The following is a 26,066-nucleotide window of genomic DNA, read 5'->3' as shown; positions in this document are numbered from 1 at the left end:
CGCGCCGTCATGTCCTGCTTACTTGAAAGCGACGGGCTTGCCCGACGCATCCTTGATGTCGCCCCAGGCGGTCGAGATCACGCCCTTGACCTTGTCAGGCATCGGCACGTAGTCGAGGTCGGCGGCGGTCTTGTCGCCGGTCTTGTAGGCCCACTCGAAGAACTTGAGCGTGGTCGCGGCTTGCGCGGGCTTCTCCTGCGTCTTGTGCATCAGGATGAAAGTCGCACCGGTGATGGGCCAAGAGTCCTTGCCCGGCTGGTCGGTCAGCACCTGGTAGAAGCTCTTCGACCAGTCGGCGCCGGCAGCGGCAGCCTTGAAGGCCGAGTCGTCCGGCGACACGAAGGCGCCGTCCTTGTTCTGCATCAACGCGTAGTTCATCTTGTTCTGCTTGACGTAAGCGTACTCGACATAGCCGATCGAGTTGGGCAGGCGATTCACGAAAGCCGCGACACCTTCGTTGCCCTTGCCGCCCGCACCGTTGGGCCAGTTGACGGCCGTGCCGTCGCCGACCTTGGCCTTCCAGTCGGGATTGGCCTTGCTCAGATAGTTCGTGAACAGGAAGGTGGTGCCCGAACCGTCGGCGCGGCGCACCGTGGCGATGGCGGCGTCAGGCAGTGCCAGGCTGGGGTTGAGCGCCTTGATGGCCGGATCGTTCCACTTGGTGATCTTGCCGAGATAGATGTCGCCGAGAACCTGGCCGCTGAGCTTCAGTTCACCGGGCTTGATGCCCTGGATGTTGATCACGGGGACCACGCCGCCGATGACCGTCGGAAACTGCATCAGGCCCTTCGCCTTGAGTTCCTCGTCGGACAGGGGCATGTCGGATGCACCGAAATCGACCGTCTTCGCATCGATCTGCTTGATGCCCGCGCCCGAACCGACGGATTGGTAGTTGATCTTGGCGCCGGTGGCCTTGTTGAAATCGGAAGCCCACTTCGAATACAGCGGCGCCGGGAAGCTGGCGCCGGCACCGGTGGCCTCGTCCGCAAATGCGGAAACATGGAAGAAAGCCGCGGCCAAGAGGCCGACGGCTGCAAATTTGAACGTCGTTTTCATGATGCTTCCTTTGAGCTGCACAAGAACCCCCTCAGGGGGCTTGGCACGGACTCTAGAAAGCTTGTGTGACAGTGATATGACATGCCTTCACAGAGGGAAAGGCCCCTCGGGGCCCCGCGGCGCCGCATGACGCTGTCACACAACTGTCATGGGCCGCGCCTAGCCTGTCTGCACCCACCAGATACCGGTTGACGCAAGTCGCCCGCGATCTGCACGCTACGATCAGGCCCCGACATTTCCACCTCAACATGCAAAACGGAACCCGCCTCGCAGCGGTCGATCTGGGCTCGAACAGCTATCGGCTCGAGATCGGTCGCGTCGATCACGGCCAGATTCACCGCGCCGAATACATCAAGGAGACCGTTCGCCAGGGCAACGGCCTCGATTCCTCCCGAAACCTCACGCCCGAGGCGATGCAACGCGGTTGGGACGCGCTGGCCCGCTTCGGCGAGCGGCTGGCGGGGTTCAAGCGCTCGGAAGTCCGCGCGGTCGCCACCCAGACCCTTCGCGAAGCCCGAAACCGCGACGATTTCCTGTTGCGCGCGCGCACCATTCTGGGCTTCGGCATCGACGTCATCACGGGCCGCGAAGAAGCGCGCCTGATCTACCAGGGGGTCGCCCACATGCTGCCCCACACCGATGCGACGGACCGCGAACGCCGGCTGGTGATCGACATCGGCGGGCGTTCCACCGAAATGATCATCGGCCATGGGCTCGAAGCCGATGTGATGGAGTCGTACCGCGTCGGCAGCGTCGCGTGGTCGATGAAGCATTTTTCGCAGGGTCTGTTCACGACTTCGGCCTTCAAGGCTGCCGAAGTCGCCGCCAAGGCCGTGCTCGACGACGCGCTCTCCACCTATGTCCCCGATCGCTGGGACGTGGCCTATGGGGCATCCGGCACGATCGGCGCGGTGGGCGACGTGCTGGCGCTCGCCGGCGTCGAGCCGGGCCTGATCACCCGCGAGGGCCTGGACTGGCTGGTCGACCGGCTGCTCAAGGCCGGCAGCGCAGACCGCCTGCGCATCGAGGGCATGCGCGAGGATCGCAAGGCGGTGATCGGCGGCGGCGTGAGCGTGCTGCGGGCCGTGTTCGACCTCCTCGAGATCGAGGAAATGAGGGTCGCCCAAGGCGCGCTGCGCCACGGCGTGCTTTACGAGCTGCTGGAGCGCGATGACACGGTGGCCGACCTGCGCGCCAGCACGGTGGCCCGGCTTGCCAACCGTTTTGCCGTCGACGCGGCGCAGGTCAAGCGGGTCAGCGATACGGCGGCGGCGCTGTATCTGCAACTCGACCCGAGCGCGCGCGGCGGCAGCACCACCAGCCGCGCCGGCCGCTCGCTGCGCAAACTGAGTTGGGCGGCTCAACTGCACGAGATCGGCACCCATATTTCCCACAGCGAGTATCACAAGCACGGCGCATACATCCTCGACAACGCCGATGCGCCAGGCTTCGCCGTCAACGAGATGCATTGGCTCAGCCAACTTGTGCTCGGCCACCGGGGCAAGCTGCGCAAGCTGGAATCGGTGCTGGACGACGCGACCTTCGTCCCGCAGCTGCTGGCACTTCGGCTGGCCGTGATCCTCTGTCACGCGCGACGGGATCCGGATCTGGCGGGACTGCGAATCTCGCGGCCCGACGGCAGGCTCTTCGCGATCACCTGTCGCTCGGAGTGGTCCGACCTCTACCCGCAATCCGCGCATCTGCTGCGCGAAGAGGTTCTGGCCTGGCAGAAGACCAACTGGCGGGTCGAACTCGCCAAGGTCTGAAGGGCCTTCAGAGCAGTTCCGGCGCCTGCACCGTGACGACCACGGTCTGCACGTCGCCGTCGCGCTCACGGGTGCGAATCCACCAGACGGCGCCCTTGCGCACCGGACAGCTGTCCTGCTGCAGTCCGAGCAGCAACGAAATGGCCTGACCGAGCGAAGGCTGGTGGCCGATCATGAGCACCACGGACTTGCCGTTTGGCCATCCGGCCACGGAGAGCAGTGCGTCGGGCGTGGTGTCGGGCGCGAGTTCGCCACGCAATTTGTACTTGCGGCCGAGCGCGAGCGCGGTCTGCTCGCAGCGGCGCGCGGGGCTGCAGACAATGCGTGTGCCTTCCGGCAACTGACGGTCGAGCCAGGCGGCCATCCGCTTCGCCTGCTTTTCACCGCGCGGGGTCAGGGAGCGCTGCATGTCGTCGCAGCCCTCTGTCCAATCGTCCGCCTCGGCGTGGCGCCAGAAAATCAAGTCCATGGATCAGTCTCGTGATGCGGCGCGCCGAAGTCCGCGCGACGCGTAACGGTTCATCAAGGCCGTTTGCGCACCGTGCGCTTCGATGGCGCGCGACGCGCCCTCCTCGCCCCCGTGGGTGTCCTTGTCCACGCGACGGTAGATGCCGTCCGGACCGAGGTCCCAGGCATCGCGCCCATCGTGCAGGTAGGCCACCAGGCATTCGTCGATGAGTCGCTGCCGCAGCACCGGATCCGTCACCGGCCAGACCACCTCGAGGCGCCGCATCATGTTGCGGTTCATCCAGTCGGCACTCGACAAATAGAGCGATTCGTCGTGCGACTGCCGGAAATAGAAAACGCGCGAATGCTCCAGGAAGCGGCCGATCACCGAGCGCACGCGGATGTTGTCGGTCAGGCCCGGCACCCGCGCCGGCAGCGTGCAGGCGCCGCGAACGATGAGATCGATCTTCACGCCCTTCTGCCCCGCCCTGACCAACGCAGCGATCAGGTCCTCGTCGGTCAGCGCGTTCATCTTCGCGACGATGCGCGTGGGTTCGCCGGCCGCCGACGCCGCACCCAGCGCGTCGATGCGTGCGATCAGGTTGCGATGCATGTCGAACGGCGCCACCCACATGCGGTGGAGCTTCGGCAGGCGGCTCTGGCTGGCCATGTGGACGAAGACGGCTTCCATGTCCGCCGTCAGCAGCGGGTCGGCCGTCAGATGGCTGATGTCGGTGTAGAGCGCCGCGGTGCGCGGGTTGTAGTTGCCGGTCGACAGATGCCCGTAGCGGCGCATCTGCTTGCCTTCGCGGCGCGTGACCAGCAGCATCTTGGCGTGCGTCTTCAGGCCGACGACGCCGTACACGACCTGCGCGCCGATCGATTCGAGCATCTCCGCCCAGTTGATGTTGGCCTCTTCGTCGAAACGCGCCTTGAGTTCCACGATCACGGTCACTTCCTTGCCGCGGCGCACGGCTTCGCGCAGCAGGTCCATCAGCTTGGAGTCGGTGCCGGTGCGGTAGATGGTCTGCTTGATCGCCAGGACCTGCGGGTCCTGCACCGCCTCGCGCAAGAAGGCCAGCACGCCCTCGAAGCTCTCGAAGGGCTGGTGGATGAGCGCATCGCCGCGCTGCAGCCTGTCGAAGAAGGACTGCCCCGGCGACAGCGTGACCGGGTAGGACGCCTGATAGGGCGGAAACTTCAGTTGCGGCTCGTCGAGCAGATCGATCAGCTGCGTCAGCCGGGCCAGGTTGACCGGCCCGTGCACGCGGTACAGGGCCTGCGCCGGCAGGTTGAACTGCGCCAACAAGAAGCTAGCGAGCGACTCGGCGCAGCTCGACGACACCTCCAGGCGCACGGCCTGGCCGTAGTGACGATGCTGCAAGCCCTGGCGCAACGCGGTACGCAGGTTCTTGACGTCTTCCTCGTCCACGGCGAGATCGGAATGGCGCGTCACCCGGAACTGGGAAAACTCGCCGACTTCCCGCCCCGGGAACATGCTCGACAGATGCGCCCGCACGATGCTCGACAGCGCGATGAACAAGGTCTTGCCGCCCGACACCTTGGCCGGCATGCGGATCACGCGCGGCAGCACCCGCGGCACCTTTACGATGGCGATCGGGTTCTCGCGGCCGAAGGCGTCCTTGCCGCTGAGCCGCACGATGAAGTTGAGCGACTTGTTGGCAACTTGCGGAAACGGATGCGCCGGGTCCAGCCCGACGGGGATCAGCAGCGGCCGGACCTCGCGCTCGAAGTAGTCATGCACCCATTTGCGCTGTGCCGGATTGCGCTCCCCATGCGAAATGATCTGCATGCCCAGGCTCGCGAAGGCCGGGATGAGCTCATCGTTGTAGAGCGAATACTGCCGACCTACGAGCGCGTGCGCCGCCTCGGCCAAGCGCTCGAAGGATTCGACGCTGTAGTTGCCCTTGTGCTCGCCCGCCACGCTGGCGCCCAGGTGCGGCGCGGCACGGACCTCGAAAAACTCATCCAGGTTGGAGGAGACGATGCACAAGTACCGAAGCCGTTCGATCAGCGGCACTTCGGGTCGATACGCCCAGTCGAGCACGCGCTCGTTGAACGCCAGGATGCTGTGGTCTCGGTCGAGCAGTGTCAGCGCGGGTTTGGCGGCAACAGTCAGGCTGTCGCTGATTTCTGGCGGCATGGAGAGGAATTCTGGAACAACCGGCACGGAATCAACCATAAGCCAAAACATGACAGTTTCCGCGCTGCTTGTGACAGTTGCATGACAACGGCGTGACGGCCTCGTTTGCCCGTCTTAATTGCCCAGGAAGTGCTTGCGATAGCGCGGCGGCAGGTCGTCGATGCGCATCAGCATCGGCAAATCGGCCGTATTGAAGTCAGGATCCCAGGCCGGCGGCCCCAGGACCTTGGCGCCCAGCCGAAGGTAGCCTTTGATGAGCGCTGGAGGCTCGATGTCCAGGGCGTCGTCCAGCCGGTGCACCGGCAGCGGCAGGCGCGGCTGGACGTGATACTGAATGGGCGCCATGTGGGTCGCCGAAAGCTGGCGCCAGATGCTGGCGGCCGCGTCGCCGCTGGTCACGCCGTTATGCCACATCGGAATACTGGCGCAGCCGATCATGGTGTCCAGTTTGTTGCGGTTCATGAAAGCAGCCAGCGCACCCCAGAGCGCCAGGATCACGCCGCCCTGCCGATGATCCGCGTGGACGCAACTGCGGCCGAGTTCGACCATGCGCTCGCGCAGATCGCGCAGGCGGGTCAGGTCGAATTCAGTGTCGCTGTAAGTGCTGCCGACGCGCCGCGCCTGGGCGGGCGTGAGCACACGATAAGTGCCGATCACCCGGCGCGTGGCATCGTCGCGCACGAGAAGATGCTCGCAAAAGTCGTCAAAAAGATCGATATCGTGACCTTCCAGCGGCGTCGCGAGGCGCGCGCCCATCTCGCCGGCAAAAACCTCATGGCGCAGGCGCTGTGCCGCGCGAACGTCATCCTGATGACGGGCCCAACTGACGCTGATGCCGCCCGCCGAGGGTTCGCTCGCCTTCGGCGCTGCACTCGGCACGGGGATTGCTGCAGGACGCTGAGCCGCGCCGGGCGTCGGCCAGAGGGCCGCACGCAAGCCTAGTTGAGAGAACGGAAATGTCGGTGTGGGCAGTTCTTTCATGCGGGTCCCTTTCTGCCGACGAAGTCTCGGGACATGCGGTGAAACAAGCGTGTCATTCCGGTGGCAATTGCATGACTTGCGCGAATCCCGCCGCTTCATCGTTTAATGCCGAAGATTCGCCCAACGGAGATTTCATGGCCAACGAAACCAGGGTCGAGGTCGAAACCCGACGCCATCAGATGTTTCCTGTGCTGACTGCCCAGGAGATCGGGCGCATCAGGCGCTTTGGCAGCGTCAGGCGGTATGCGGCCGGCACCTGCCTGTTCAAGGCCGGGGAGCCCGGCCCGGGCATGTTCGTCGTGCTCGACGGCGTGGTGGCGATCAGCCAGCGCGACGGTCTCGGCCGTATCGTGCCGATCGAACGACAGGGGCCGGGCCAGTTTCTTGCCGAAGTCGCGCAGCTTTCGGGCCGCCCGGCGCTGGTCGACGGACATGCCGAAGTCGACGTCGAGACACTGCTGGTGCCGCCCGACCAGTTGCGCGCCCTGATCATTGCGGAGGCCGACCTTGGCGAACGGCTGGTCCGGGCCATGATCCTGCGGCGCGTCGCGCTGATCGAATCGGGCGCGAGTGGCCCGGTATTGATCGGACCACCGCAATCCGCCGAAGTGTTGCGGATCCAGAACTTCCTCGGCCGCAACGGCCATCCCTACCATGTGGTCGACGCCACGCAAGACGCCGACGCGGCCGCGCTGCTCGAACAATATGGCGAGGTCGACCTGCTGGTTGTCTGCCCCAACGGCTCCGTCATGGCCAATCCAACGGAGAACGCATTGGCTCGCTGCCTCGGCATGGTCGACACCATCGAGCATGAGGATCTGTTCGATGTGCTGGTGGTCGGTGCCGGGCCCGCAGGGCTGGCAACCGCGGTCTACGCCGCATCGGAAGGTTTGCGCGTCATCGTCGTCGACTGTCGCTTCTTTGGCGGACAGGCGGGCGCCAGTGCGCGCATCGAGAATTACCTCGGATTCCCGACCGGCATCTCCGGCGGCGCCCTCGCCGGCCGCGCCTACGTGCAGGCGCAGAAATTCGGCGTCGAGATGCTGATCCCGGCCGAGGTTGCTTCCCTCGATTGCACCCGCGCGGAGTCACATGGCGAAATCTCAGTCCAACTCGTCGACGGCCGAAAGCTCCGATCGAAGACGCTGGTGATCGCCAGCGGCGCGCGCTATCGCCGTCCTGATGTGCCGCGCCTGTCCGAGTTCGAGGGACGAGGCATCTGGTACTGGGCCTCGGCGCTGGAGGCCAAGCTCTGCAGTCAACAAGAGGTCGCCCTGGTCGGCGGCGGCAACTCGGCGGGCCAGGCCGCCGTTTTTCTTTCGCAGCACGCTGCCAAGGTCAATGTGCTGGTGCGCGGCCCCTCGCTGGCGGCCACCATGTCGCGCTACCTGATCGACCGCATCGAGGCCACGCCCAACATCGCGCTGCGTCCGCATACAGAACTGATGCAATTGCACGGTGAACCATCGACCGGCCTGAACGGTGCGACGTGGCGCGACCGCCGCAGCGGCCAGCAGCAGGATTGCCCGGCGCGGAACATCTTTCTTTTCATCGGCGCGGTGCCGGAGACGGACTGGCTCGAAGGCTGCGGCGTCGCGCTCGACAAGCACGGCTTCGTGCTGACCGGCTCTGCGGCGCGCGGCGGCTTTCCGGCGAAGGTGGCGGCCCCGCTCGAATCCAGCGTGCCGGGCGTCTTCGCGATCGGCGATGTGCGTTCGGGCTCCGTCAAGCGCGTGGGCGGCGCCATCGGCGAAGGCGCGGCGGTCGTTGCACTCATCCATCAACACCTGGCGTCGTCGGCGGCCGTGGCCTGACGCACATCCAATACTCGAAGCTCTGAACCGCGAGGAAACGCCGATGTCGAGCATCTACCCCTGCTCCCACGTTCCCAACGTCATCGTTCCGCCCAAATCGGCGGGATGCGAGGAATGCCTCGCGATGGGCGACGAGTGGGTCCACCTGCGCCTGTGCGTGCATTGCGGCCATGTAGGCTGCTGCGACTCGTCCAAGAACCGGCACGCAACCCGGCACTACAGGGCAACCGGACACCCGGTCGTGGCGTCGCTCGAGCGCGGCGAAGACTGGATGTGGTGCTACGCGCACGACGAGCAGGTCGGATAGAGCCCTGCCCTGCACGAAGTGCCGCCGAGGGCTATGCTGGCCGGCCTTGTCACCACACACGGAATCCAGAGACATGCCCCAAGCACCCATCGACGCCTATTCCTGGGCCACGCCCAACGGCCACAAGGTTCACATCATGCTGGAGGAATGCGGCCTCCCCTATCGCGCACACCCGGTCAACATCGGCAAGGGCGACCAGTTCGAACCGGCCTTCCTGAAGATCAGCCCCAACAACAAGATCCCCGCCATCACCGACCCTGAAGGGCCGGACGGCAAGCCGATCTCGCTGTTCGAATCCGGCGCGATCCTGGTCTACCTCGCGGGCAAGACCGGCAAGTTCCTTCCCACTGACGACCGTAGCCGCTATGCGGTGCTCCAGTGGTTGATGTTCCAGATGGGCAGCGTCGGTCCGATGCTCGGCCAGGCGCATCACTTTCGCAACTACGCCCCCGAGAAGATCGCCTATGCGATCGACCGCTATTCGAACGAAGCCAAGCGCATCTACGGCGTCATCGACAAGCAGCTCTCGTCGAACAAGTTCATCGCGGGCGACACCTATTCGATTGCCGACATCGCGATCTTTCCGTGGCTTCGGAGCTGGGAGAACCAGGGCATCGTGCTCACCGACTATCCGCATCTCAAGCAATGGTTCGACGGCATCGCGGCCCGCCCCGCGGTGCAGCGCGGCGTCAAGGTTCTCGCCGATCTGCGCACACCCATCACGGGCGACAAGGAACGGGAAATCCTGTTTGGCAAATCGCAATATCAACGTCGCTGAACGCAAAAAACCAAAGAGCGCCTTCCGCCGGGTTAGAATCGCAGGCTCGTCGGGGTGTAGCGCAGCCTGGTAGCGCATCTGGTTTGGGACCAGAGGGTCGAAGGTTCGAATCCTTTCGCCCCGACCATTGAAATGTGAATGCCGGCAATGGGTTAGCCCATTGCCGGCATTTCTCGTTTCGAGGCACTGTTTCAAACAGATGAGAGATTCTTAAGGGCAACGAGCGAATCCGATCTGCCCTGATGCGCCCCCTCCTGGTTTGCATGCGCACCCCTGGGCAAGTTCGCAGTTGTCCCACAGCAGCCACCATGCTGGCCGCGCTCGTGACCGCCGAGGATCAACGAGATTTGCAAACGCCTGTCATGGAGCCCGCCGTGGTTGCGGCGATCGCTCGAACCCAGCGTGAGACCAAACCCCGCTGACGGCCGATAGGGCGCGCCTTCGGTCGCATGTTGCTTCAGAGACTTTCCGACACGTCTCATTTCCATATCGGACCACCTGATATCTACTCCGCGCCAGTCGGAGCCAAGCGCCCGCCCTGAGCCGGCTCTTCTCTTGTCGCAGCGTCCGCGCAGACGTCTGCACGCCACAAAAGGTGATACCTTCATGACCGATATGACCGCATCAGTGCACTTCTCGATCAAGTATGACGGCCCGGCCCTGCAGAACTACCAGATGGACGTCCGCGAGTTGGCGCCGGCTCTGATCGCTTTCTCGAATCTGCTGGAAGAGGCAAACAAGGCGGCCTTTCCGGATGCCTCGGAGGTACGTGTCAATGTCCAGGGCAATTTCAAGGGCGGATCCTTTGGGGTAGACCTGATCGCGGTTCAGACAATCGCCCAGCAACTTGTGTCGATGCTGTCCGGGCCAGCGGCGACTGCGGCCGCGAATCTATTGGCAATCCTGGGAGGCCTCGGCCTTGTCACGGCGGGCGGAGGTGGCCTGATCGGCCTGATCAAATGGCTTCGGGGTCGCAAACCTTCGTCCATCCGGTTTGATGGTGACAAAACGATCTTCGAGGTGGTCGGATTCGAAGTGAAGGAATCATTCGAAGTCGACCTTGTCGCCGGCAGGTTGTACCAAAGCAGAATCGTCCGACAATCGCTCGCAAAGGTTTTGAAGCCGCTGGAGCGCGAAGGGGTTGACCTCTTTGCGTGCGGCCGCGATGGTCAAACAGAGACCGTCATCACTAACGTCGAAGTTCCGTACTTCGAGATTGCTGCGAGCAACACCGATGTCGTTTCCGATAGCCTCTCGGAACACGCCGTTCTTCAGATCGAGTCGGCCGTATTCAAGGACGGCAACAAGTGGCGATTCAATGATGGAAGCACCTCGTTCTTCGCGGAAATCATCGATGTCGACTTTCTAGCGAAAATCGAATCAGGAGAGCAGCGGTTCGGCAAGGGCGACGTGTTGATCGTGGACCTTCGCCGCATTCAGACCATCAGCGACAACGGCCTGAAAGCTGAGTACTTCATAGCAAAAGTGCGCGAGCACAAGGCGCCACTCCAGGCGCGTCTATAGGCGCATGAGCGACTCAGCCGTCGTCTTCTTTTCGTTTACAGAGGCCGGTTTGTCCTGGTCGGCCCCAGACATCCTCAGTCACCCATGCGATCCCAGATGCTCACGCACCACGGTGACGTGATCTCCGACCTTGGACAAGGCGCCTTGGAGCTCTGACTCAGTGCAGTGGAGCTGTTCACACCAATACTTGAGTTCGACCGGATCGTGGGTATTGATGCGACCCGGGTCCAGCGGTTTGAAATTGCTCAGATCGTCCGACATGTGGCCTCCTGGCTGCGGTTCGCCGCTGATTCTTATAGGCCCGCGCGAACCGATTGGCAAGCTCGCACAACGTCCGCCGAGGCGAAGCGCCTTCACCCATGCGCCAGCAGCATCTTCATGAACGTGATGCCATTGCGCTGGCCTTTGTCTTCATCGCAATTGTTGAAGATCAGGTGCGTGTTGCGCACCTTGTAGGCCAGCCGGATGACCTCCACCATGATTTCGCGCAATTCCTGGTCCGGGTAGTCGTAGTCGAAGCGCTCCGCCGCCGAGCTTGCGCCCTTGGCGTTGTAGGTGTCGACGTTGCGGCCGTGCAGCCGCACCAATGCGTAGTCCGGGTTCGTGGTCTCGGCCAGCAAGGGAACGCTGTTCGCGAAGCCCTGAGGTCCGTCGACCACGGTGTGCACGGCGCGCAGTTCCCGCAGGAAGTCGATGGTGCCGACGCGATGCGACTCATCGAACCACGACGCGTGGCGGAACTCGACGCTGACCGTGTGCCCCGCCATCTGTTCGACGCAATGCTCGACGTGCGCAAACCCCTCCTGGTTGCACATCAGCCAGGGCGGGAACTGGAAGTGAACCAGGCCGAGCTTGCCGGCGTGCTTGAGCGGCAGGATCGCGTCGATGAACCGTCTCCATAGCTCGGTGCGTATCTCCGGCGGCGTGCTGCGGTAGTGCAGCGTCTTGGTCGAACCGAGTGCCTCCTTGATGTCCTTGTGCAGCACCTTCGGATCTGTCTGGTGACCCGTGAAGAGTCGGAACGCCTTGACGTTGAAAACGAAGTTCTCCGGCGTGCGCTCGGCCCAATTGAACACGGTGGTGGGCGCCGGGATGCCGTAGTAGCTGCTGTCCACCTCGACGAGCGGAAAGATGGACGAATAGAAGCGCAGCCGCGCCTCGGGCGTCTTTGCTTCCTTCGGGTAGAAGCGCCCGCAATCGATCAGCGTCTTGTCAGTCCATGAAGCGGTGCCGACAAGGATCGCCATGATCAGGGCCCATGTACGCTGCTAGCGGCACTCGCAGACCGCACCGCGCGTGCACGCGCCGAGCGCATTGCCGGCGCTGGCGGTCGTGGCGCCGGCCCTGCAGCTCGCCCGCGCATTGGCAGGGCACGAAATGTTGCACCCGAGGCAGGCGCCGGCAACGGGTGCTTCGCAGTAGCTGCCCACCTGCGGATCGTTCATCGCGGTGCCCGACACCTTTCCGAATTGAGAGCATCCGGCCAACAAGACGGCGGCAAGAACCAAGGCAAACTTCATTCGAAACTCCAAAACATCAACGCTCGCGGCAGCCGGAGACCCGCTTCCAGACTAGCCCACGGAACGGAAAGGAGTATCGGCCAAACTCCCGCCCTCGCGCACGCCGTCGCTGACGCATTCACAATTCCGCCTTCTTGACCATCGGAGGCGACATGGATCTTCAATTGACCGGCAAGCATGTGCTCATCACCGGCGGCAGCCGCGGCATCGGCCTGGCGTGTGCGCGAGCCTTCCTGCAGGAAGGTGCGCGCGTCAGTCTTGCAGGACGAACGCCGGCGCACCTCGACGCCGCAGCCGCGCAGATGCGTTCGGCGGGGCACGCGGTCGGCGGCTATTGCGCGGACCTCGGCGACGCGCGTGCGGCCTTGAACATGATCGACGCGGTGCAGGCCGAATCGGGCCCGATCGACATCCTGGTGAACTCCGCCGGTGCCGCACGCCGGACACCTTTCGACGAACTTCAGCCGCAGACCTGGCACGACGCGATGCAGGCGAAGTTCTTCACCTATGTGAACGTGATGGACCCCGTCATCAAGCGAATGGGCGAGCGCGGCTCCGGCGCGATCGTCAACGTCATCGGCATGGGCGGCAAGGTGGCCACGCCCACCCATCTTGCGGGCGGCGCTGCCAATGCCGCGCTGATGCTGGCCACCGCCGGCCTCGCCGCCGCCTACGGGCCGCGCGGCGTTCGCGTGAACGCAGTCAATCCCGCGCTGACGCTGACTGATCGCATGGCCGAAGGCATTGCAGCCGATGCGCGCCTGCGCAAGCTGACCGAAGCCGAAGTGCTTCGCGACGCCGAGGCGCGCATGCCGCTCGGCCGGCTGGCCAAGCCGGAGGACATTGCCAACGCGGTGGTTTTTCTCGCATCGCCGAGCGCGAGCTATATCTCGGGCGCGATCCTGTCGATGGACGGGGCCGCCGTGCCGATGGTGGTGTGAGATTCAGCGGGACCCGAACAGCACCGTAAAATCCCCGCAGCACACTCGCTGCCCGTAGCTCAGTTGGATAGAGCACCTGCCTTCTAAGCAGGTTGTCGGGGGTTCGATCCCCTCCGGGCAGGCCATTCATCAAAGCCCCAGATCGCTCAAGCCAGGGTGTTCATCCGGGCGTCGGCCGAGCGGCCAGTGGAATTTCCGTTCGGACCCCTTGATGGGCAGGTCGTTGATGCTGGCATGTCGCCACGCCATCAGGCCGTCCGCGTTGAACTCCCAGTTCTCGTTGCCGTAGCTTCGAAACCAGTTCATCGAGTCGTCGTGCCATTCGTATGCGAATCGGACGGCGATTCGGTTTCCGCCAAAGGCCCACAGTTCCTTGATGAGGCGGTACTCGAGTTCGCGCGCCCACTTGCGTTCCAGCATGGCCTGCGCCGCTGCGCGCCCCTGGAAGATCTCGGCGCGGTTGCGCCAGCGGGTGTCCAGGCTGTAAGCAAGGGCGACGCGAGAGGGGTCACGCGTGTTCCATCCGTCCTCCGCCAGCCGAACTTTCTGCGTGGCGGATTCGAGGGTGAACGGCGGGAGCGGGGGACGTTCTTCCATGGCAGTTCCTTTCGATGAAAACACTGCGCTCTCGAAGACTACTGCAGACGCGTCCTCCGCCTCGGGCTCACGACAGAATTCTCGCGCGCGTGGAAGACTGTCGCGCACTCTGGGCTGGCCGTTGTATGCGCCCGGAAATTCCGCTGGGCTGCGCTCTGTCGACGCCAAACGGAGCCCTCATCAAATTTGAGGAGAGGGAGAATCCGCATGTCACAGCGGCCGTCATGGACTACAAGGACAAGGCGAAGAATCCCAAAAAGGAGGAGACGCCACCGTGAGCAAGCTCAAGATCATCGCCATCACGGCAATCGTCATCCTGCTGGCCATCGCCATCTTCTCTGCGCTCGACCCGAGGCCATAAAGCAGGCCCTCTTGATGCAGGCGTCACATCCCGGCCCGCGAATATCGGTCCACTTGGCACGCGAACGAACCCGGGTCCGTCTGGCAGGGTCCGAATTGACGAGGAGGACGGGTGTCGGTGGTTGAGCACCCGGCCAAGAGGCACAGCAGAAACGCCCCCGTGATCCTTTCCACGGTTGCGGCGATCGAGCGGAGGCGGTCGGTCATTGAAGGGACTCCTCAGAACGGGTGGTCGGGAGCCATCCTACTTCCGAGGCGCCGTCCTCAGTGCGTCGCGACAACCGAGATCCCGCGAATCTGCCCGGCCTTCGCTTCCGTCGCCGGCCTCGGGTAGCGACCGGGCGAGAAGCGATGCATCAACTCCGCTTCGCGGCCACGCGCCAGTGCGAGATTGGCCAGCTTCACATGGCCGTAGCCGCGAATCGTCAGCGGCACTGCAGCGATCTGCGCCGCGAGCTTCTGGTTGTCGGGCGACAGTTCGGCCATCAACTCGTCCAGCCGTGCATCGAACTGCCCGATCAGCGAGCGCTCCAGCCGACGTTCCGCCGTGTGGCCGAACACGTCGAAGGCCGTGCCGCGCAAGCGCTTGCCATGGGCGAGCCACTTCATGGCCGGCATCATCCAGGCGCCGAGTCGGATCTTGACGGGCGGCTGTCCGTTCTTCGGCCGCGACAGGAAAGGCGGAGCCATGTGGAATTCAAGCTTGATGTCGCCTTCGAACTGATCCGCGAGCCTCTCGCGGAAGCTGCCGTCGCTGTAGAGGCGCGCGACCTCGTACTCGTCCTTGTAGCTCATGAGCTTGAGCAGGCTGAGCGTCGCGTTGCGCGTGACCGGAAAGCTCGGATCGCCGCCGCCGAGTGCCGCTTCGCGCTGCTGCAAGACGCGTACGCGCGCCTCGAAGCGCTGCGCCCAGGCTGCGTTCTGGTAGCCGGCAAGGTGCTTGCGCCCGCGAGCGATCAGGGCTTCCAGCGATTCGTCCTGCACGCTGCTTGCCGTGGCGTTGCGCAAGCCCTCGACGGCCTGCGGCGCGCCCGCAGCGAGCCGGCCGAGCGAGAAGGCCATGAGGTTCGCAGCGACTGCGACGCCGTTGAGTTCGATCGCGCGCGTCACCGCCTCCAGGCTCAGCGGGACCAGCCCGCGCTGCCACGCATAGCCGGTGGCGAGGATGTTCGACGCCAGCGTGTCGCCGAGGAATTCCTCCGCCAGCGTCTGCGCATCGAAGGTCTCGACCTGGCTCCTGCCCGCGACGAAGCGCATCTTCTCCAGCAGCAGTTCGGCCTTGAGATCGGCGTCCGGATTGCGCAGCGACTCGGCCACGGGGATCTCGTGCGTGTTCGCGAGGATGCGGGTGCGTCCGTGCCGCACGGTCTGCAGCGCATCGGGCGAAGCGCCCACGACGATGTCGCACGCCAGGATCGCATCGGCCTGCTGGGTGTCGATGCGCACCTGGTTCAGTCGCTCCGGCGTATCGGCCAGGCGCACGAAGCTCAGCACCGCCCCACCCTTCTGCGCGAAGCCCATGAAGTCCAGCACGCTCGCCGACTTGCCTTCGAGGTGCGCGGCCATCGCGATCACCGCCCCGACAGTCACCACGCCGGTGCCGCCGACGCCGGTGACGAGCAGGTCATAGGGCGCGTCCCATGTGCGTGGCGCCGGCAGCGGCAATGCCGCCACATGCTGCAGGAAGGCATCGCGGCCCGCGGCCAGCGCGCCGCTCTTCTTGCGCAGCGCGCCGCCGGTGACGCCGACGAAGCTGGGGCAGAAGCCCTTCGCGCAGGAGTAGTCCTTGTTGCAACTCGTCTGGTCGATCTTGCGCTTGCGACCCAGATCGGTTTCATGCGGCAGCACCGCCACGCAGTTGCTCTGCACGCTGCAATCGCCGCAGCCTTCGCACACCGCCTCGTTGATGAAGAGGCGCTTGGGCGGATCGACCAACTCGCCCTTCTTGCGGCGCCGGCGCTTCTCGGCCGCGCAGGTCTGCTCGTAGATCAGCACCGTCACGCCGGGGATCTCGCGCAGGCGGCGCTGTACCGCATCGAGTTCGCTTCGGTCATGGAACTCGGTGCCGGCCGGGAACTTGCCCTTGATCTGCGCGTACTTCTCGATCGCGTCACTGACGACGACCACCTGCTTCACGCCTTCCGATTCGACCTGTCGCGCGATGGCGTCGACGCTGATGATGCCGTCGACCGGCTGTCCGCCGGTCATCGCGACAGCGTCGTTGAACAGGATCTTGTAGGTCAGCGTCGCCTTGGCCGCGACCGCCTGGCGGATCGCGAGATAGCCCGAGTGGTAGTACGTGCCGTCGCCGAGGTTCTGGAAGACGTGCGGGGTGCGCGTGAACATCGAGTGCGAGACCCAGTCGACGCCCTCGCCGCCCATCTGGATCAGCCCTGCGGTGCTGCGGTCCATCCAGTTGGCCATGAAGTGGCAGCCGATGCCGGCGCGCGCGGTCGAGCCCTCGGGCACCTTGGTGCTGGTGTTGTGCGGGCAGCCGGCGCAGAAGTACGGCAGGCGCTTGACCGAATCGCCGTCATTGCTCAGCAGTTCCGGCGGCGTGAAATCGCGGACGTGCTGGAAGTGGTCGCCAAGGTCGGCGTTGTCGGGAAAGTGCACCGACAGCCAGTGGGCTACCAGTTCGATCAGCCGCGATGGCCGCAACTCGCCGAGCGCCGATACCAGCGGCCGGCCTTCGCGGTCGTGCTTGCCGACCAACGCGGGTCGCGTACCAGGAGGCGCGTTGTAGAAAAGGTCGCGCAACTGGCTCTCGACGATCGCGCCCTTCTCCTCGACGATCAGGATCTCGTCGAGGCCCTGCGCGAAGGCCTTGACGCGCGTCTGCTCGATCGGAAAGCTCAGCCCCACCTTGTAGAGCCTGACCCCGACGCGCGCGAGACTCTCCGGCGTCACTTCGAGACGGCGCAGCACTTCCATCAGGTCGTAGTGCGCCTTGCCGCAGGTCACGATGCCCACCTTCGCATGCGGGCTCTCGATCACGTGGCGGTCGATGCTGTTGACGCGCGCGAAGGCAGCCACGGCCTCCAGCTTGTCGGCCAGGCGCGATTCGATGCGCAGCGAAGGCAGGTCGGGCCAGCGGTAGTGCAACCCGTCGATGGGCGCGCGATGACCGGTGGCGGCGCGCACCGTGTCGGCATCGGCCCAGGCGGCGACGTGCGATTCGATCAGGTCGAGGTCCACCGTGCCCGCGCTCTCGACCACTTCGGACAGCGCCGCCATGCCGACCCACGCGCCCGAGAAGCGCGAGAGTTCGTAGCCGTACAGGCCGAATTCCAGGTACTCGGCCACGCAAGCCGGTTGCATGACCGGCATGCTCCAGGCGACGAAAGCATGGTCGCTTTGATGCGGCATCGACGAAGAGACGCAGCCGTGATCGTCGCCCGCCACCACGAGCACACCGCCGTGCGGCGACGAGCCATAGGCATTGCCATGCTTGAGCGCATCGCCGGCGCGGTCCACGCCCGGGCCCTTGCCGTACCACATCGCGAACACGCCCTCGACGCTGCGTTCGGGGTCCGACTCCACGCGTTGCGTGCCCAGCACCTGCGTCGCCGCAAGCTCCTCGTTGATCGCAGGCACGAAGCGGATGCCCGCATCCTTGAAGCCCGCACCGGCCTTCCAGATCGCCTGGTCGACCATCCCGAGCGGCGAGCCGCGGTAGCCGCTGACGAAGCCCTGGGTGCCCAACCCACGGTCCGCATCGCGCTGGCGCTGCATCAGAAGCACGCGCACCAGGGCTTGCGTTCCGGTCAGGAAAACGGCGCCGGATCGCGCCCAAAGGCTGTCGGAAAGCTGGTACGTGGGGCGCTGGACGGGAGAAGGGGTCGCGAATGAATTCATCCGGGGATTGTTCTTCGCTTGCAGGAGGAATATTCTCTGCAATTGGGTCGAATAGACCCTAGATCAGAGAATATTGTTCTCGCAAATGCCCATGAATGACGATTCCATTCTTCTGGATAACTACTCGCTGCAGATCCTGCTGGAACTGCAGCGCGACGCGCGGCAGACGGTGCAGCAGATTGCCGACAAGGTGGGACTGTCGTCCACGCCCTGCTGGCGCCGCATCAAGGAGATGGAAACCGCGGGCGTGATCCGCGGCTACACCGTCGTGGTCGACCGCGAGAAGGTGGGTCTCAATATCGCAGCGGTGACGGAAGTGAATCTCGACCGACACAACGAGTCGAAGGTGCGCGACTTCGAGAAGGCGGTGGAAGTGAGCCCCGAGATCGTGCGCTGCGTGTCGGCCACCGGCCCGGCCGACTACATCCTCACGGTGCTGGTGCCCGACATCAAGCACTACGAGAAATTCCTGCACACCACCTTGTTCGAACAGGCCGGCGTCACCCACGTGCGCTCGGCGATCGTGCTGCGGGAAGTGAAGACCGAAGGAAGCCTGCCGGTCGACTTCGGGCCGACCCGTCGTTCGCGCACCTGAGGTGTCCCATGCCCCGCCCGACGACAACGCCCTTCGGCAACTGGACATCCCCCATCACGTCCGAACTCGTCGCGACGGCCATGATCGACCTCGTCGATGTGCTGCTCGACGGCAGCGATGTGTACTGGGTCGAAGGCCGGCCGCAAGAGGCCGGACGCCGTGTGCTGGTTCGACACAGCGCCGACGGGACGACCATGGATGTCACGCCGGAGCCTTTTTCCGCGCGCACGCGGGTGCACGAGTACGGCGGTGCCGGGGTCGTTGTTTCCGGAGGGGTCAGCTACTTCAGCAACTTCAAGGACCAGCGGCTGTATCGACTCGGAGGCAACGACGGCAGCCCTGTACCGCTGACCCCAGCCCCTGCCCCGGGCCAACCAGACGCAGGACTTCGATACGCTGACGGCCAGATCAACGCCTCCCGCCATCTCTGGATCGGTGTCCGAGAGGATCATCGGATTCCAGGCAAGGAGGCCGCCAACACCCTCGTGGTCCTGGACCTGCATTCAGGCGGAGCCGGGACCGTACTGGTAGAGGGAAATGACTTCTACGCGTCGCCACGGCTCAGTCCGGATGGCCGGCGCCTGGCCTGGCTGTCGTGGAACCACCCCCACATGCCCTGGGTGGGAACCGAACTATGGGTCGCGGACTTCACCGGGGTTGGCGTGGAGAACCCGATCAGGATCGCAGGCGGTCCGACAGAGTCCGTGTTCCAACCGGAATGGGCACCGGATGGCGTGCTCCATTTCGTGTCCGATCGCTCAGGCTGGTGGAACATCCATCGATCGGAAGCCCACGGCGTCTCCGTCAATGTCTGCCCGAGGGCGGCGGAGTTCGGTCGGGCGCAATGGAATTTCGGGATGTCGACATACGCCTTCCTGTCGGCGAGCGAGGCGATATGCACATACATCGAAGGCGGAGTTGGCAAGCTTGCTCTGCTTGAACTCGCAAGCGGCAAGCTGACGGAAGTGAACCTGCCTTTCACCGAATTCTCGTCGGTGCGGGCGCAAGGCTCGAAGGTGGCCTTCAAGGCTGGGGGGCCAACCATTCCGGGTTCGATCGTTGTGCTGGACGCGCACAGCGGAAAGATCACCACGATCCGGAAGTCCACGACCGTCGCAGACGACCCCGCAACGAACAGGCATTTCTCCATCCCTCAGCCGGTCGAGTTTCCGACACCCGGCGGACAGACGGCGTTCGGGTTGTTCTACCCTCCGATGAACGCCGACCACATCGCACCCGACGGAAAACTGCCGCCGCTCCTGGTCAAGTGCCATGGCGGACCCACTTCGTCGGCCTCGCGCACGCTCGACTTGCGCACGCAGTTCTGGACCAGCCGGGGCATCGCGGTCGTCGATGTCGACTACGGCGGCAGCACCGGTTACGGACGCGCCTACCGCGAACGCTTGCAGGGGATGTGGGGCATCGTGGATGCCGACGACTGCGCCGCCGCCGCCCGGTACTTGATCGACAGGCAATGGGTCGATGCGACGCGAACGGTCATTACCGGCAGCAGTGCCGGCGGATTCACGACCCTGACTTGCCTGACCTGCGCGGATCCCGCGGTTCGCGGCATGTTCAGGGCGGGCGGAAGTCACTACGGGGTCAGCGATCCGGACGCGCTGGCCCGCGACACGCACAAGTTCGAATCCCGCTATCTGGATTGGCTGATCGCGCCGTACACGGATCGCAAGGCCTATCTCGACCGTTCGCCGGTTCGCAACGCCGACCGGCTGTCGGCGCCGGTCGCGTTCTTTCAGGGTGCCGAAGACAAGATCGTCCCGCCCAGCCAGACCGAGTTGATGGTCACGGCGCTGCGCCGGAAAGGGATCACCGCGCAGTACGTGCTCTTCGCGGGCGAGCAGCACGGGTTTCGCCAGTCTTCGAACATCCAGTGGGCGTTGGACGCCGAGTTCTATTTCTTCAACACCTTGGTCTTCCGCAACCACGGGACCGCATAGCGCACCAGCAGCAGACAGAACGCCAGTCCCGCCAGGAGGACGCGCCCACCGGTACGAACAGGCGCCGGCCTGGCGAGCGCGGGCGACATCAATGCTTCCGCCAGCCGTTCGCGCGATTGCAGGCGAACAAACGCCAGGCCCTGCTCGCCCGCAAGCAAGCGCAGATAGCTTTCGCGCAATGACGACAGGTGCTCCAATCCCGGCGTGGCGCCAAGCATGGGCGCGGCCGAACCCGCCGACTCGTCCACCAGCACCTCGCCACGCACGCTCGCGCCGCGCCCCTGGCTGCGCAGATCGGTCTGCGCCACTTCATCGGCGCGCCAGAAGCCGAGCGGCCGGCCCTCCGGATCGGTCTTCGGGATCGGCGACGGCAGCAGGTCACCGACGCCCACGATCAGCCCTTGCACGTCGCCTGGCTTGTCGTCGAAAGACGGGCGGTAGTGCGGGTTCAGCGGCGGCGCCTCCTGCCCGTCGGTGATGAACACCAGCGATGGCTTGTCCGGCAAGTGCCTTGCGATGTCGATCGCACTGTGCAATCCCTTGGCGATCTCGCTGTTGCCCGACCAGGCCATGCGCGAGTCGATCTGCGCCAGGGTCGAACGCAACTCGCTCAGGTTGGCGCACACCTCGATCGGTGCGAGCAGCAACAGTGAACGGTATTCGGTGAAGATCGCCCAGCCCACCTTCGAGCCGCACGGCAATCGCAGCAGCGATTGACGCAAGGCGTGCTTGGCAGCGTCGAGTCGTGAAGCGGGTCGGCCGTCGATGTCCGCGTCCGTGACATTCATGCTCTGGGTCACGTCGAGCACGACCACGTGATCGAACAACGAACGCTCCATCACCACAGCCGGATCGAGCAGGCTGGCAGCCAGCGCCAGCGCCGCCAGCGAAAGCAGCCAACGGTCGGTGCTGTGCCGCCACGAGGCGCGCAAGCGGTGCCAGGGCGTCATGGCAGGCCGGGCGAATGGCCGCGCACCGTGGTGGCCGCGCGTTCGGAGTCGCGCCGGTTTTCCGGTGGCGCAGCGTCCATCTCGTCGGGATCGGGGAGCAGCCGCTGGGCGCGCTCCAGGTTGTAGCGCGCGTCCCAGTGCCGCGGATCGACGCGCAACACGTCGCGGTAGCCCTCCTTGGCCAACTCGATCAGCGCGATCGCCTTGCCGGGTTCGGTGCCGGCTTGCACCACCACCGCCTGGCGCATCAGCAGGTTGGCGCTGTTGTAGTGCGCGGCCAGGCCGAGCGCCGAATCGTCTTCGAGGCTGCGATAGAGATGCAGGGCCGCTTCGTCGGCGCCGCTTTCGGCCTGCGCAAAGGCCTGCGCGAACCGCACTTGCGGTGGGACGTCCTGGGTCTCGGCCGGCAACGGGCCCGACACGATCGATTCGTTCCACAGATGCTGGCGCCACGTCAACGCGCCGTCGATCGCCGCCATGACGGCAATGACCGCGAGCAGGCCCAGCACTGCGCGCGTGCGTCGCTGCGGGTTCATGCCCATCGCCGGACCTCCGCCAGGTTCGCCGCGAGCAGCAGCAGGAGGCAGCCGAAGGCAACAGCGAACACCGCTCCGGACAGGTCGCGCCGGGGCACGGTGTCGAGGTAGGTGATCGGCAGGTTCTCGAGAAGATTGACCGCCTCGATGGCCTTCTTCAGCGCTTCGGGGTCGCTGGCCTCGTAGGCGCGGTACGACGTTCCGAGAGACTCGAAGAAGCGATGCAGCGCGTATTCGGGCACAGCGTCGACGTTCTCCGCCGCTTCGCCTTTTTCCAGGACCAGCCCCGGACTGTTGGCGGAGCGAAGGTAGATCCAGTAGATCGCGACGCGGTGCTTGCGCGCCAGATAGGCGATGCGCTCACGGGAAGGCGGGTCGAGCCGGTCACCGCCGTCGGACACCAGCATGACGATGCGCGAGCCGGTGTAGGGCCGATCGACGAAGGACGACAGCGCCGATTGCATCACGAGGCCGATGTTGGTCTCCGAAAGGCCGCGGCCCACGTCGCCGGCCACGATGGCGGCCTGGATCGCTTCGTTCTTCTGCGTGAACTCCAGCACCCTGATCGGCAAGGTGCTGAAGACGATCATGCCGAACCGGTCTTCCTGGCGCTTGGCGATGAACTCGGACAGCAATTGCCGCGCAACCTTGCCCTTGGACTCGCGCGTCCTGACCTGGGTCATGTAGTAGTCGATCGCTTCCGGGCCGGTGCCTTTCGCCGCCGCGCCCGGGGGGCGCGCGCCGCCAAAGCCCTGGTCCATGCTGCGGCTGCGATCGAGCACCAGCACGATCTCGGCACCCTTGCCGATGCGCTCGACGTCGTACTCCGGCCAGTACGGGCCGGCCATGCCGATGCCGAGCGCAGCGAGCGCGAGGACGCCGACGATGCGCAGCGCCCATCCCAGCAGTTCGGACGCCCGGTCCCGGGGCATGAGGGTCGCCCAGGTGTTGTCGAGCACGCCGCCCGACCGCGCCAGCAGCGGCAGTACGGACAGCGGCAACAGCCATAGCAGCCAGGGATGGTCGAAGCTCATGGGGAGCCCCTCTCGGCATCGCGGCAACGCCGGCAGAACTCGATCAGCCAGCGTCGATCTGCATGCGCAGGGACTTGTTGCCCCTTCTCAGCCTGCTTGCCGAAGAACTCGAGTCGCGACTGCCGGAAGAATGTGGCGAGGTCGTCGCGCAGATGCGCGAAGTGCGGTTGGGCCTTGACGAAGCGACCGATGCCCTCCTCGAAGACCACCTCCCCCATCGTCCGGTTCAAGGCCTCATGAAGCTGCTTGAACGCCTCGCGCCATTGCGGATCGGGACTCGTCGGCGTGAGGCCATGCATCGCGCGCCATGCCAACGTGAACGGCCGGTGCGCGCGCGTCCACCACGGCAAGCCGATGTACACATGGGCAAGGTACGCCAGCAGCAACAGCGACACGACGCCGTAAGCGGTGAGGCGCCAGCGCGCGAAGCGGGTGTCGATCAGGGGCGGGGGCGCATCGGGCTGCAGTTCACCGAGTCCGCGCCGGGGCGAGACCTCCACCGGCACGAGCGGCGACACGGTCACCGGCCAGGCTTCGACACGGACCTCCTGCGCCCGCGGCTGGCCCTGGAAGCGCAAGACGAACCCCGGCATCTCGAGGGTGCGCGGCTCCGGCGGCGAAAGGAACACCTGGTAGGCCAGCGTCAGCTCGTGGCGCCGCCCGCCGGGCTCGGCACTGCTGCGTCGCTCGATGCTGCGCAACTCCAGGGCATTGCCGCGCGCACCGGCCTGCGGCACGCTGGACTCGTCGAGCACCAGGCCGTCCGAAGCGTCGACCGTGACAGTGCGCGACACCGTGTCGCCGATCTGGTAGCCGAAGGCTCGCGGCTCGCTCGAGGTGGCATTCAGCTGTCCCGGCAGCACCTCTGCACAAGCCGCCGATGCAAGCCACCCGAGCATCGCGGCGCAAAGTCCGCGCAGGGCCGGATGCATCCACCAGATCGTCGTCATGCCTTGCTCACAGGGGGTTCACGCGTGGTTCACGCGTGGAAGTGCCGCGTGACTGCGTTGGCATCGAAGGCGCCCTCGATGAACAGCGGCTTGAGCTGCTGCACCCGAAAGATCCGCAACAGCGCATCGCGGCGCTGCCGGTGGGCCGCCAGCCACCTTTCGCGCAAGGCCGGACGCCACCACAGCAGTTTCGTGACGCCGGTTTCCGGGTCGGTCACCTGCGCCAGGCCCTGTCGCGGCGTCAGGCCGAACTCCAGCGGGTCCCACAGCACCACCGGCACCAGATCGTGGTGGGCCATCGAGGCCATCACGGCTTCGACTTCGGGCAGCGGCAGATGAAAGTCCGAGACGAGAAATACCAGCGAACGCTGCCGTCCGAGGAAGCGATGCGCCAGCACCAGCGCGCGCGCCGACCGACCTTGAAGATGCAGGGTGCGAAGCGTCCCGGCCAGCGCGCCACCCATGCCGCGCGAGCGCGTCGGCGGCAACAGCACATCCTCGCGGACCGAACTGTCGCAACCGACGAAGCCGAAGCTGTCGCCGGTGCGCCAGGCCGACCAGGCCAGGCTGTCGACGAAGTCGGCCAGCACATCGAGCTTGCGGTGTGTGCCGATGAAACTCATGGAAGCCGACAAGTCCGCCACCATCACCACCGGAATCGCCTTGCGCTGGCTGTAGACCCGCACGATCCAGTTGCCGAAAGGGTCGCGCAGGCTCGCGTGCAGATCGAGCCGGCGCGGGTCCGGTGCGTCGAGCAGCGCCGCATGGCCACGAAACTCGAAGCCGCTGTCACCGCGCGAACTTCGGTGATGCCCGGGGAAGTGGCCCAGCGCCGGCGCCCCGATCCGGTAATGCAGTTCCTGCAAGGTTGACGGCTGTGTCATCTCATCGCCCCGTGTCACTCAAGGTGCAGCCACGCTTGAGAGGATGCCGCTCATCAGGCGACCCGAGATCTCCTGTCGACGCATCTCGTACACCGGGTGATAGCAAAGCCGGTGCGCGATGGTCTCGACGAAGACCGCCTGCACGTCCTTGGGCGTGACGTAGTCGCGCCCGTCGAGCCAGGCCGCGACGCGGGCGGCGCGCAGCAGCAGGCTCATGCCGCGCGGACTGGCGCCCGCGAGCATCAGGTGGGCCGTGTCCACGTCCGACAGCCGCACGCCGCAGTCGGCGGGCGCCGCCGTCGCGCGCCACAGATCGAGCGCATAGGCCTGCAATGCCTCGGAGACCTGCACGCAGCGCTGAATCAACTCGGAGACCTGGTTCAGTTCCTGGTAAGCGACCAGCCCGCCGGCCAGCGCGCCGACGAGCCGATCGGTGTCGTGGAAGCGTGGATCGCCCATCAGCTGACGCCTTTCAGCATCGGACGCGGGCGCATCGACGGTCACTTCCAGCATGAAGCGGTCGCGCGCCGCGGCCGAGATCTCGAAGGTCTCTTCGCGCTCCACCCGGTTGCGGTCGGCAAACACCAGGAGATGCGGAAAACGGAACTCGCGATTGAAGGCCGCCACGCTGCGCTCGGCCATCACGCGCAGCAGCAGCGAATGCACCTGCGGGCGCGCCCGGTTGATCTCGTTGAAGAAGAAGATCGCGAGGCTTTCGCCGTGCGTGATCAACGGCCCGTGCTCGACCGCGGGCCTGCCCTCGGCGCTGATGTAGGTGTAGTAGATCAGGTCGTTGGGCATCAGGTCGATGGTCCCTTCGATGCGCGCGAACCCGCCGCCCAGCGCCTGCGCGAAGGCCCGCAGCAGCGTCGTCTTGCCGACCCCGACATCGCCCTGCAACAACACGTGGCCGCGCGCGAAGACGGCCGTATTGATGAGGCGGATCGCCCGCGCCTGGCCGATCACCGCCTTGGCGACCTCGGCTTCGAGCATCAGCGCCCGCTGCCGCCAGTCGCTCATCACCCCATCGTCTCGGTCCATTCGCG

General features: G+C 65.2%; 23 protein-coding genes and 2 tRNA genes. 10 read left to right on the top strand and 15 right to left on the bottom strand.

The genetic code is table 11. The features are described 5' to 3' along the window. Nucleotides 1-18 precede the first annotated feature (18 nt). The gene (gene pstS, locus AC1DHL_RS08850) at nt 19-1,056 is read right to left on the bottom strand and encodes a phosphate ABC transporter substrate-binding protein PstS (RefSeq protein ID WP_478161753.1); all 1,038 of its coding nucleotides are present in this window, start codon (nt 1,054-1,056) and stop codon (nt 19-21) included. Between the two features lie 248 nt (nt 1,057-1,304). Between pstS and AC1DHL_RS08845 the strand changes: the two genes are divergently transcribed. After that, nucleotides 1,305-2,822, top strand: a complete 1,518-nt coding sequence (locus tag AC1DHL_RS08845; RefSeq protein ID WP_478161752.1) for a Ppx/GppA phosphatase family protein — start codon at nt 1,305-1,307, stop codon at nt 2,820-2,822. 7 nt (nt 2,823-2,829) lie between these two features. On the opposite strand, the gene AC1DHL_RS08840 is transcribed toward AC1DHL_RS08845, so the two are convergent. The 3 genes from AC1DHL_RS08840 to AC1DHL_RS08830 form a co-directional block, all read right to left on the bottom strand. After that, nucleotides 2,830-3,291, bottom strand: coding sequence for a SixA phosphatase family protein (locus AC1DHL_RS08840; protein ID WP_478104064.1), 462 nt, complete (start codon nt 3,289-3,291; stop codon nt 2,830-2,832). Nucleotides 3,292-3,294: 3 nt separating this feature from the next. Then, nucleotides 3,295-5,433: a polyphosphate kinase 1 gene (gene ppk1, locus AC1DHL_RS08835; protein ID WP_478104062.1), complete on the bottom strand. Its 2,139-nt coding sequence runs from the start codon at nt 5,431-5,433 to the stop codon at nt 3,295-3,297. A 114-nt stretch (nt 5,434-5,547) separates the two neighbouring features. Continuing rightward, the gene (locus AC1DHL_RS08830; RefSeq protein WP_478161751.1) at nt 5,548-6,414 is read right to left on the bottom strand and encodes a GNAT family N-acetyltransferase; all 867 of its coding nucleotides are present in this window, start codon (nt 6,412-6,414) and stop codon (nt 5,548-5,550) included. Nucleotides 6,415-6,548: 134 nt separating this feature from the next. On the opposite strand from AC1DHL_RS08830, the gene AC1DHL_RS08825 reads away from it, so the two are divergent. The 5 genes from AC1DHL_RS08825 to AC1DHL_RS08805 all read left to right on the top strand — a co-directional run bounded on the left by AC1DHL_RS08825 (nt 6,549) and on the right by AC1DHL_RS08805 (nt 10,837). After that, the gene (locus AC1DHL_RS08825; RefSeq protein WP_478161750.1) at nt 6,549-8,228 is read left to right on the top strand and encodes an FAD-dependent oxidoreductase; all 1,680 of its coding nucleotides are present in this window, start codon (nt 6,549-6,551) and stop codon (nt 8,226-8,228) included. 43 nt (nt 8,229-8,271) lie between these two features. Beyond that, nucleotides 8,272-8,535, top strand: coding sequence for a UBP-type zinc finger domain-containing protein (locus AC1DHL_RS08820; protein ID WP_478104058.1), 264 nt, complete (start codon nt 8,272-8,274; stop codon nt 8,533-8,535). Between the two features lie 73 nt (nt 8,536-8,608). Next, on the top strand, nt 8,609-9,313 hold the full coding sequence (locus AC1DHL_RS08815) for a glutathione binding-like protein (protein WP_478161749.1): 705 nt from the start codon (nt 8,609-8,611) through the stop codon (nt 9,311-9,313). Between the two features lie 50 nt (nt 9,314-9,363). After that, a tRNA-Pro gene (locus tag AC1DHL_RS08810) sits at nt 9,364-9,440 on the top strand. A gap of 479 nt (nt 9,441-9,919) precedes the next feature. After that, complete coding sequence (locus AC1DHL_RS08805) at nt 9,920-10,837, top strand: LAPAL motif-containing putative phage structural protein (RefSeq protein WP_478104056.1); 918 nt, start codon at nt 9,920-9,922, stop codon at nt 10,835-10,837. 78 nt (nt 10,838-10,915) lie between these two features. Here AC1DHL_RS08805 and AC1DHL_RS08800 read toward each other — a convergent pair whose 3' ends face one another. From AC1DHL_RS08800 to AC1DHL_RS08790, 3 genes are all read right to left on the bottom strand, one after another. Further along, nucleotides 10,916-11,098, bottom strand: coding sequence for a DUF3606 domain-containing protein (locus AC1DHL_RS08800; protein ID WP_478104054.1), 183 nt, complete (start codon nt 11,096-11,098; stop codon nt 10,916-10,918). 92 nt (nt 11,099-11,190) lie between these two features. Next, a complete protein-coding gene (locus tag AC1DHL_RS08795) occupies nt 11,191-12,084 on the bottom strand; it encodes a DUF72 domain-containing protein (RefSeq protein ID WP_478161748.1) in 894 nt (297 codons plus the stop codon). A 21-nt stretch (nt 12,085-12,105) separates the two neighbouring features. Next, entirely contained in the window at nt 12,106-12,357 is a 252-nt protein-coding gene (locus AC1DHL_RS08790) for a hypothetical protein (RefSeq protein WP_478104052.1), read from the bottom strand. A 152-nt stretch (nt 12,358-12,509) separates the two neighbouring features. Here AC1DHL_RS08790 and AC1DHL_RS08785 point away from each other — a divergent pair, with 152 nt between their 5' ends. Together AC1DHL_RS08785 and AC1DHL_RS08780 are read left to right on the top strand one after the other, a co-directional pair. Then, nucleotides 12,510-13,298: an SDR family NAD(P)-dependent oxidoreductase gene (locus tag AC1DHL_RS08785; protein ID WP_478104050.1), complete on the top strand. Its 789-nt coding sequence runs from the start codon at nt 12,510-12,512 to the stop codon at nt 13,296-13,298. A 48-nt stretch (nt 13,299-13,346) separates the two neighbouring features. Further along, nucleotides 13,347-13,423 (top strand) — tRNA-Arg (locus AC1DHL_RS08780). 4 nt (nt 13,424-13,427) lie between these two features. Here the strand turns inward: AC1DHL_RS08780 and AC1DHL_RS08775 are convergent. Further along, nucleotides 13,428-13,895: a nuclear transport factor 2 family protein gene (locus AC1DHL_RS08775; RefSeq protein ID WP_478104049.1), complete on the bottom strand. Its 468-nt coding sequence runs from the start codon at nt 13,893-13,895 to the stop codon at nt 13,428-13,430. Between the two features lie 624 nt (nt 13,896-14,519). Continuing rightward, the gene (locus AC1DHL_RS08770) at nt 14,520-18,113 is read right to left on the bottom strand and encodes an indolepyruvate ferredoxin oxidoreductase family protein (protein ID WP_478161747.1); all 3,594 of its coding nucleotides are present in this window, start codon (nt 18,111-18,113) and stop codon (nt 14,520-14,522) included. Nucleotides 18,114-18,204: 91 nt separating this feature from the next. On the opposite strand from AC1DHL_RS08770, the gene AC1DHL_RS08765 reads away from it, so the two are divergent. Beyond that, nucleotides 18,205-18,708 (top strand): Lrp/AsnC family transcriptional regulator, encoded by a 504-nt coding sequence (locus AC1DHL_RS08765; RefSeq protein ID WP_478161746.1) that lies wholly within the window; start codon nt 18,205-18,207, stop codon nt 18,706-18,708. 8 nt (nt 18,709-18,716) lie between these two features. Then, a complete protein-coding gene (locus AC1DHL_RS08760; RefSeq protein WP_478161745.1) occupies nt 18,717-20,666 on the top strand; it encodes a S9 family peptidase in 1,950 nt (649 codons plus the stop codon). Here AC1DHL_RS08760 and AC1DHL_RS08755 read toward each other — a convergent pair. Genes AC1DHL_RS08755 through AC1DHL_RS08730 form a run of 6 tightly spaced genes read right to left on the bottom strand, consistent with a single transcriptional unit; the run spans nt 20,621 to nt 26,061 of the window. Further along, nucleotides 20,621-21,616: a vWA domain-containing protein gene (locus AC1DHL_RS08755; RefSeq protein WP_478104044.1), complete on the bottom strand. Its 996-nt coding sequence runs from the start codon at nt 21,614-21,616 to the stop codon at nt 20,621-20,623. The genes AC1DHL_RS08760 and AC1DHL_RS08755 overlap by 46 nt on opposite strands. After that, nucleotides 21,613-22,152, bottom strand: a complete 540-nt coding sequence (locus tag AC1DHL_RS08750) for an MxaK protein (RefSeq protein WP_478104043.1) — start codon at nt 22,150-22,152, stop codon at nt 21,613-21,615. Before AC1DHL_RS08750 ends, AC1DHL_RS08755 begins: the two co-directional genes overlap by 4 nt. Then, a complete protein-coding gene (locus AC1DHL_RS08745) occupies nt 22,149-23,186 on the bottom strand; it encodes a vWA domain-containing protein (protein ID WP_478161744.1) in 1,038 nt (345 codons plus the stop codon). The genes AC1DHL_RS08750 and AC1DHL_RS08745 overlap by 4 nt, the downstream gene beginning before the upstream one ends. Beyond that, nucleotides 23,183-24,136, bottom strand: coding sequence for a hypothetical protein (locus AC1DHL_RS08740; protein WP_478161743.1), 954 nt, complete (start codon nt 24,134-24,136; stop codon nt 23,183-23,185). Before AC1DHL_RS08740 ends, AC1DHL_RS08745 begins: the two co-directional genes overlap by 4 nt. A gap of 29 nt (nt 24,137-24,165) precedes the next feature. Then, nucleotides 24,166-25,020 (bottom strand): DUF58 domain-containing protein, encoded by an 855-nt coding sequence (locus AC1DHL_RS08735; RefSeq protein ID WP_478161742.1) that lies wholly within the window; start codon nt 25,018-25,020, stop codon nt 24,166-24,168. 18 nt (nt 25,021-25,038) lie between these two features. Further along, the gene (locus AC1DHL_RS08730; RefSeq protein ID WP_478161741.1) at nt 25,039-26,061 is read right to left on the bottom strand and encodes an AAA family ATPase; all 1,023 of its coding nucleotides are present in this window, start codon (nt 26,059-26,061) and stop codon (nt 25,039-25,041) included. Nucleotides 26,062-26,066 lie beyond the last annotated feature (5 nt).

Source organism: Variovorax sp. 10L426 (assembly GCF_056395305.1).
Note: the sequence above shows the minus strand (reverse complement) of the source record. Positions and strands in the feature narration are given on the sequence as shown.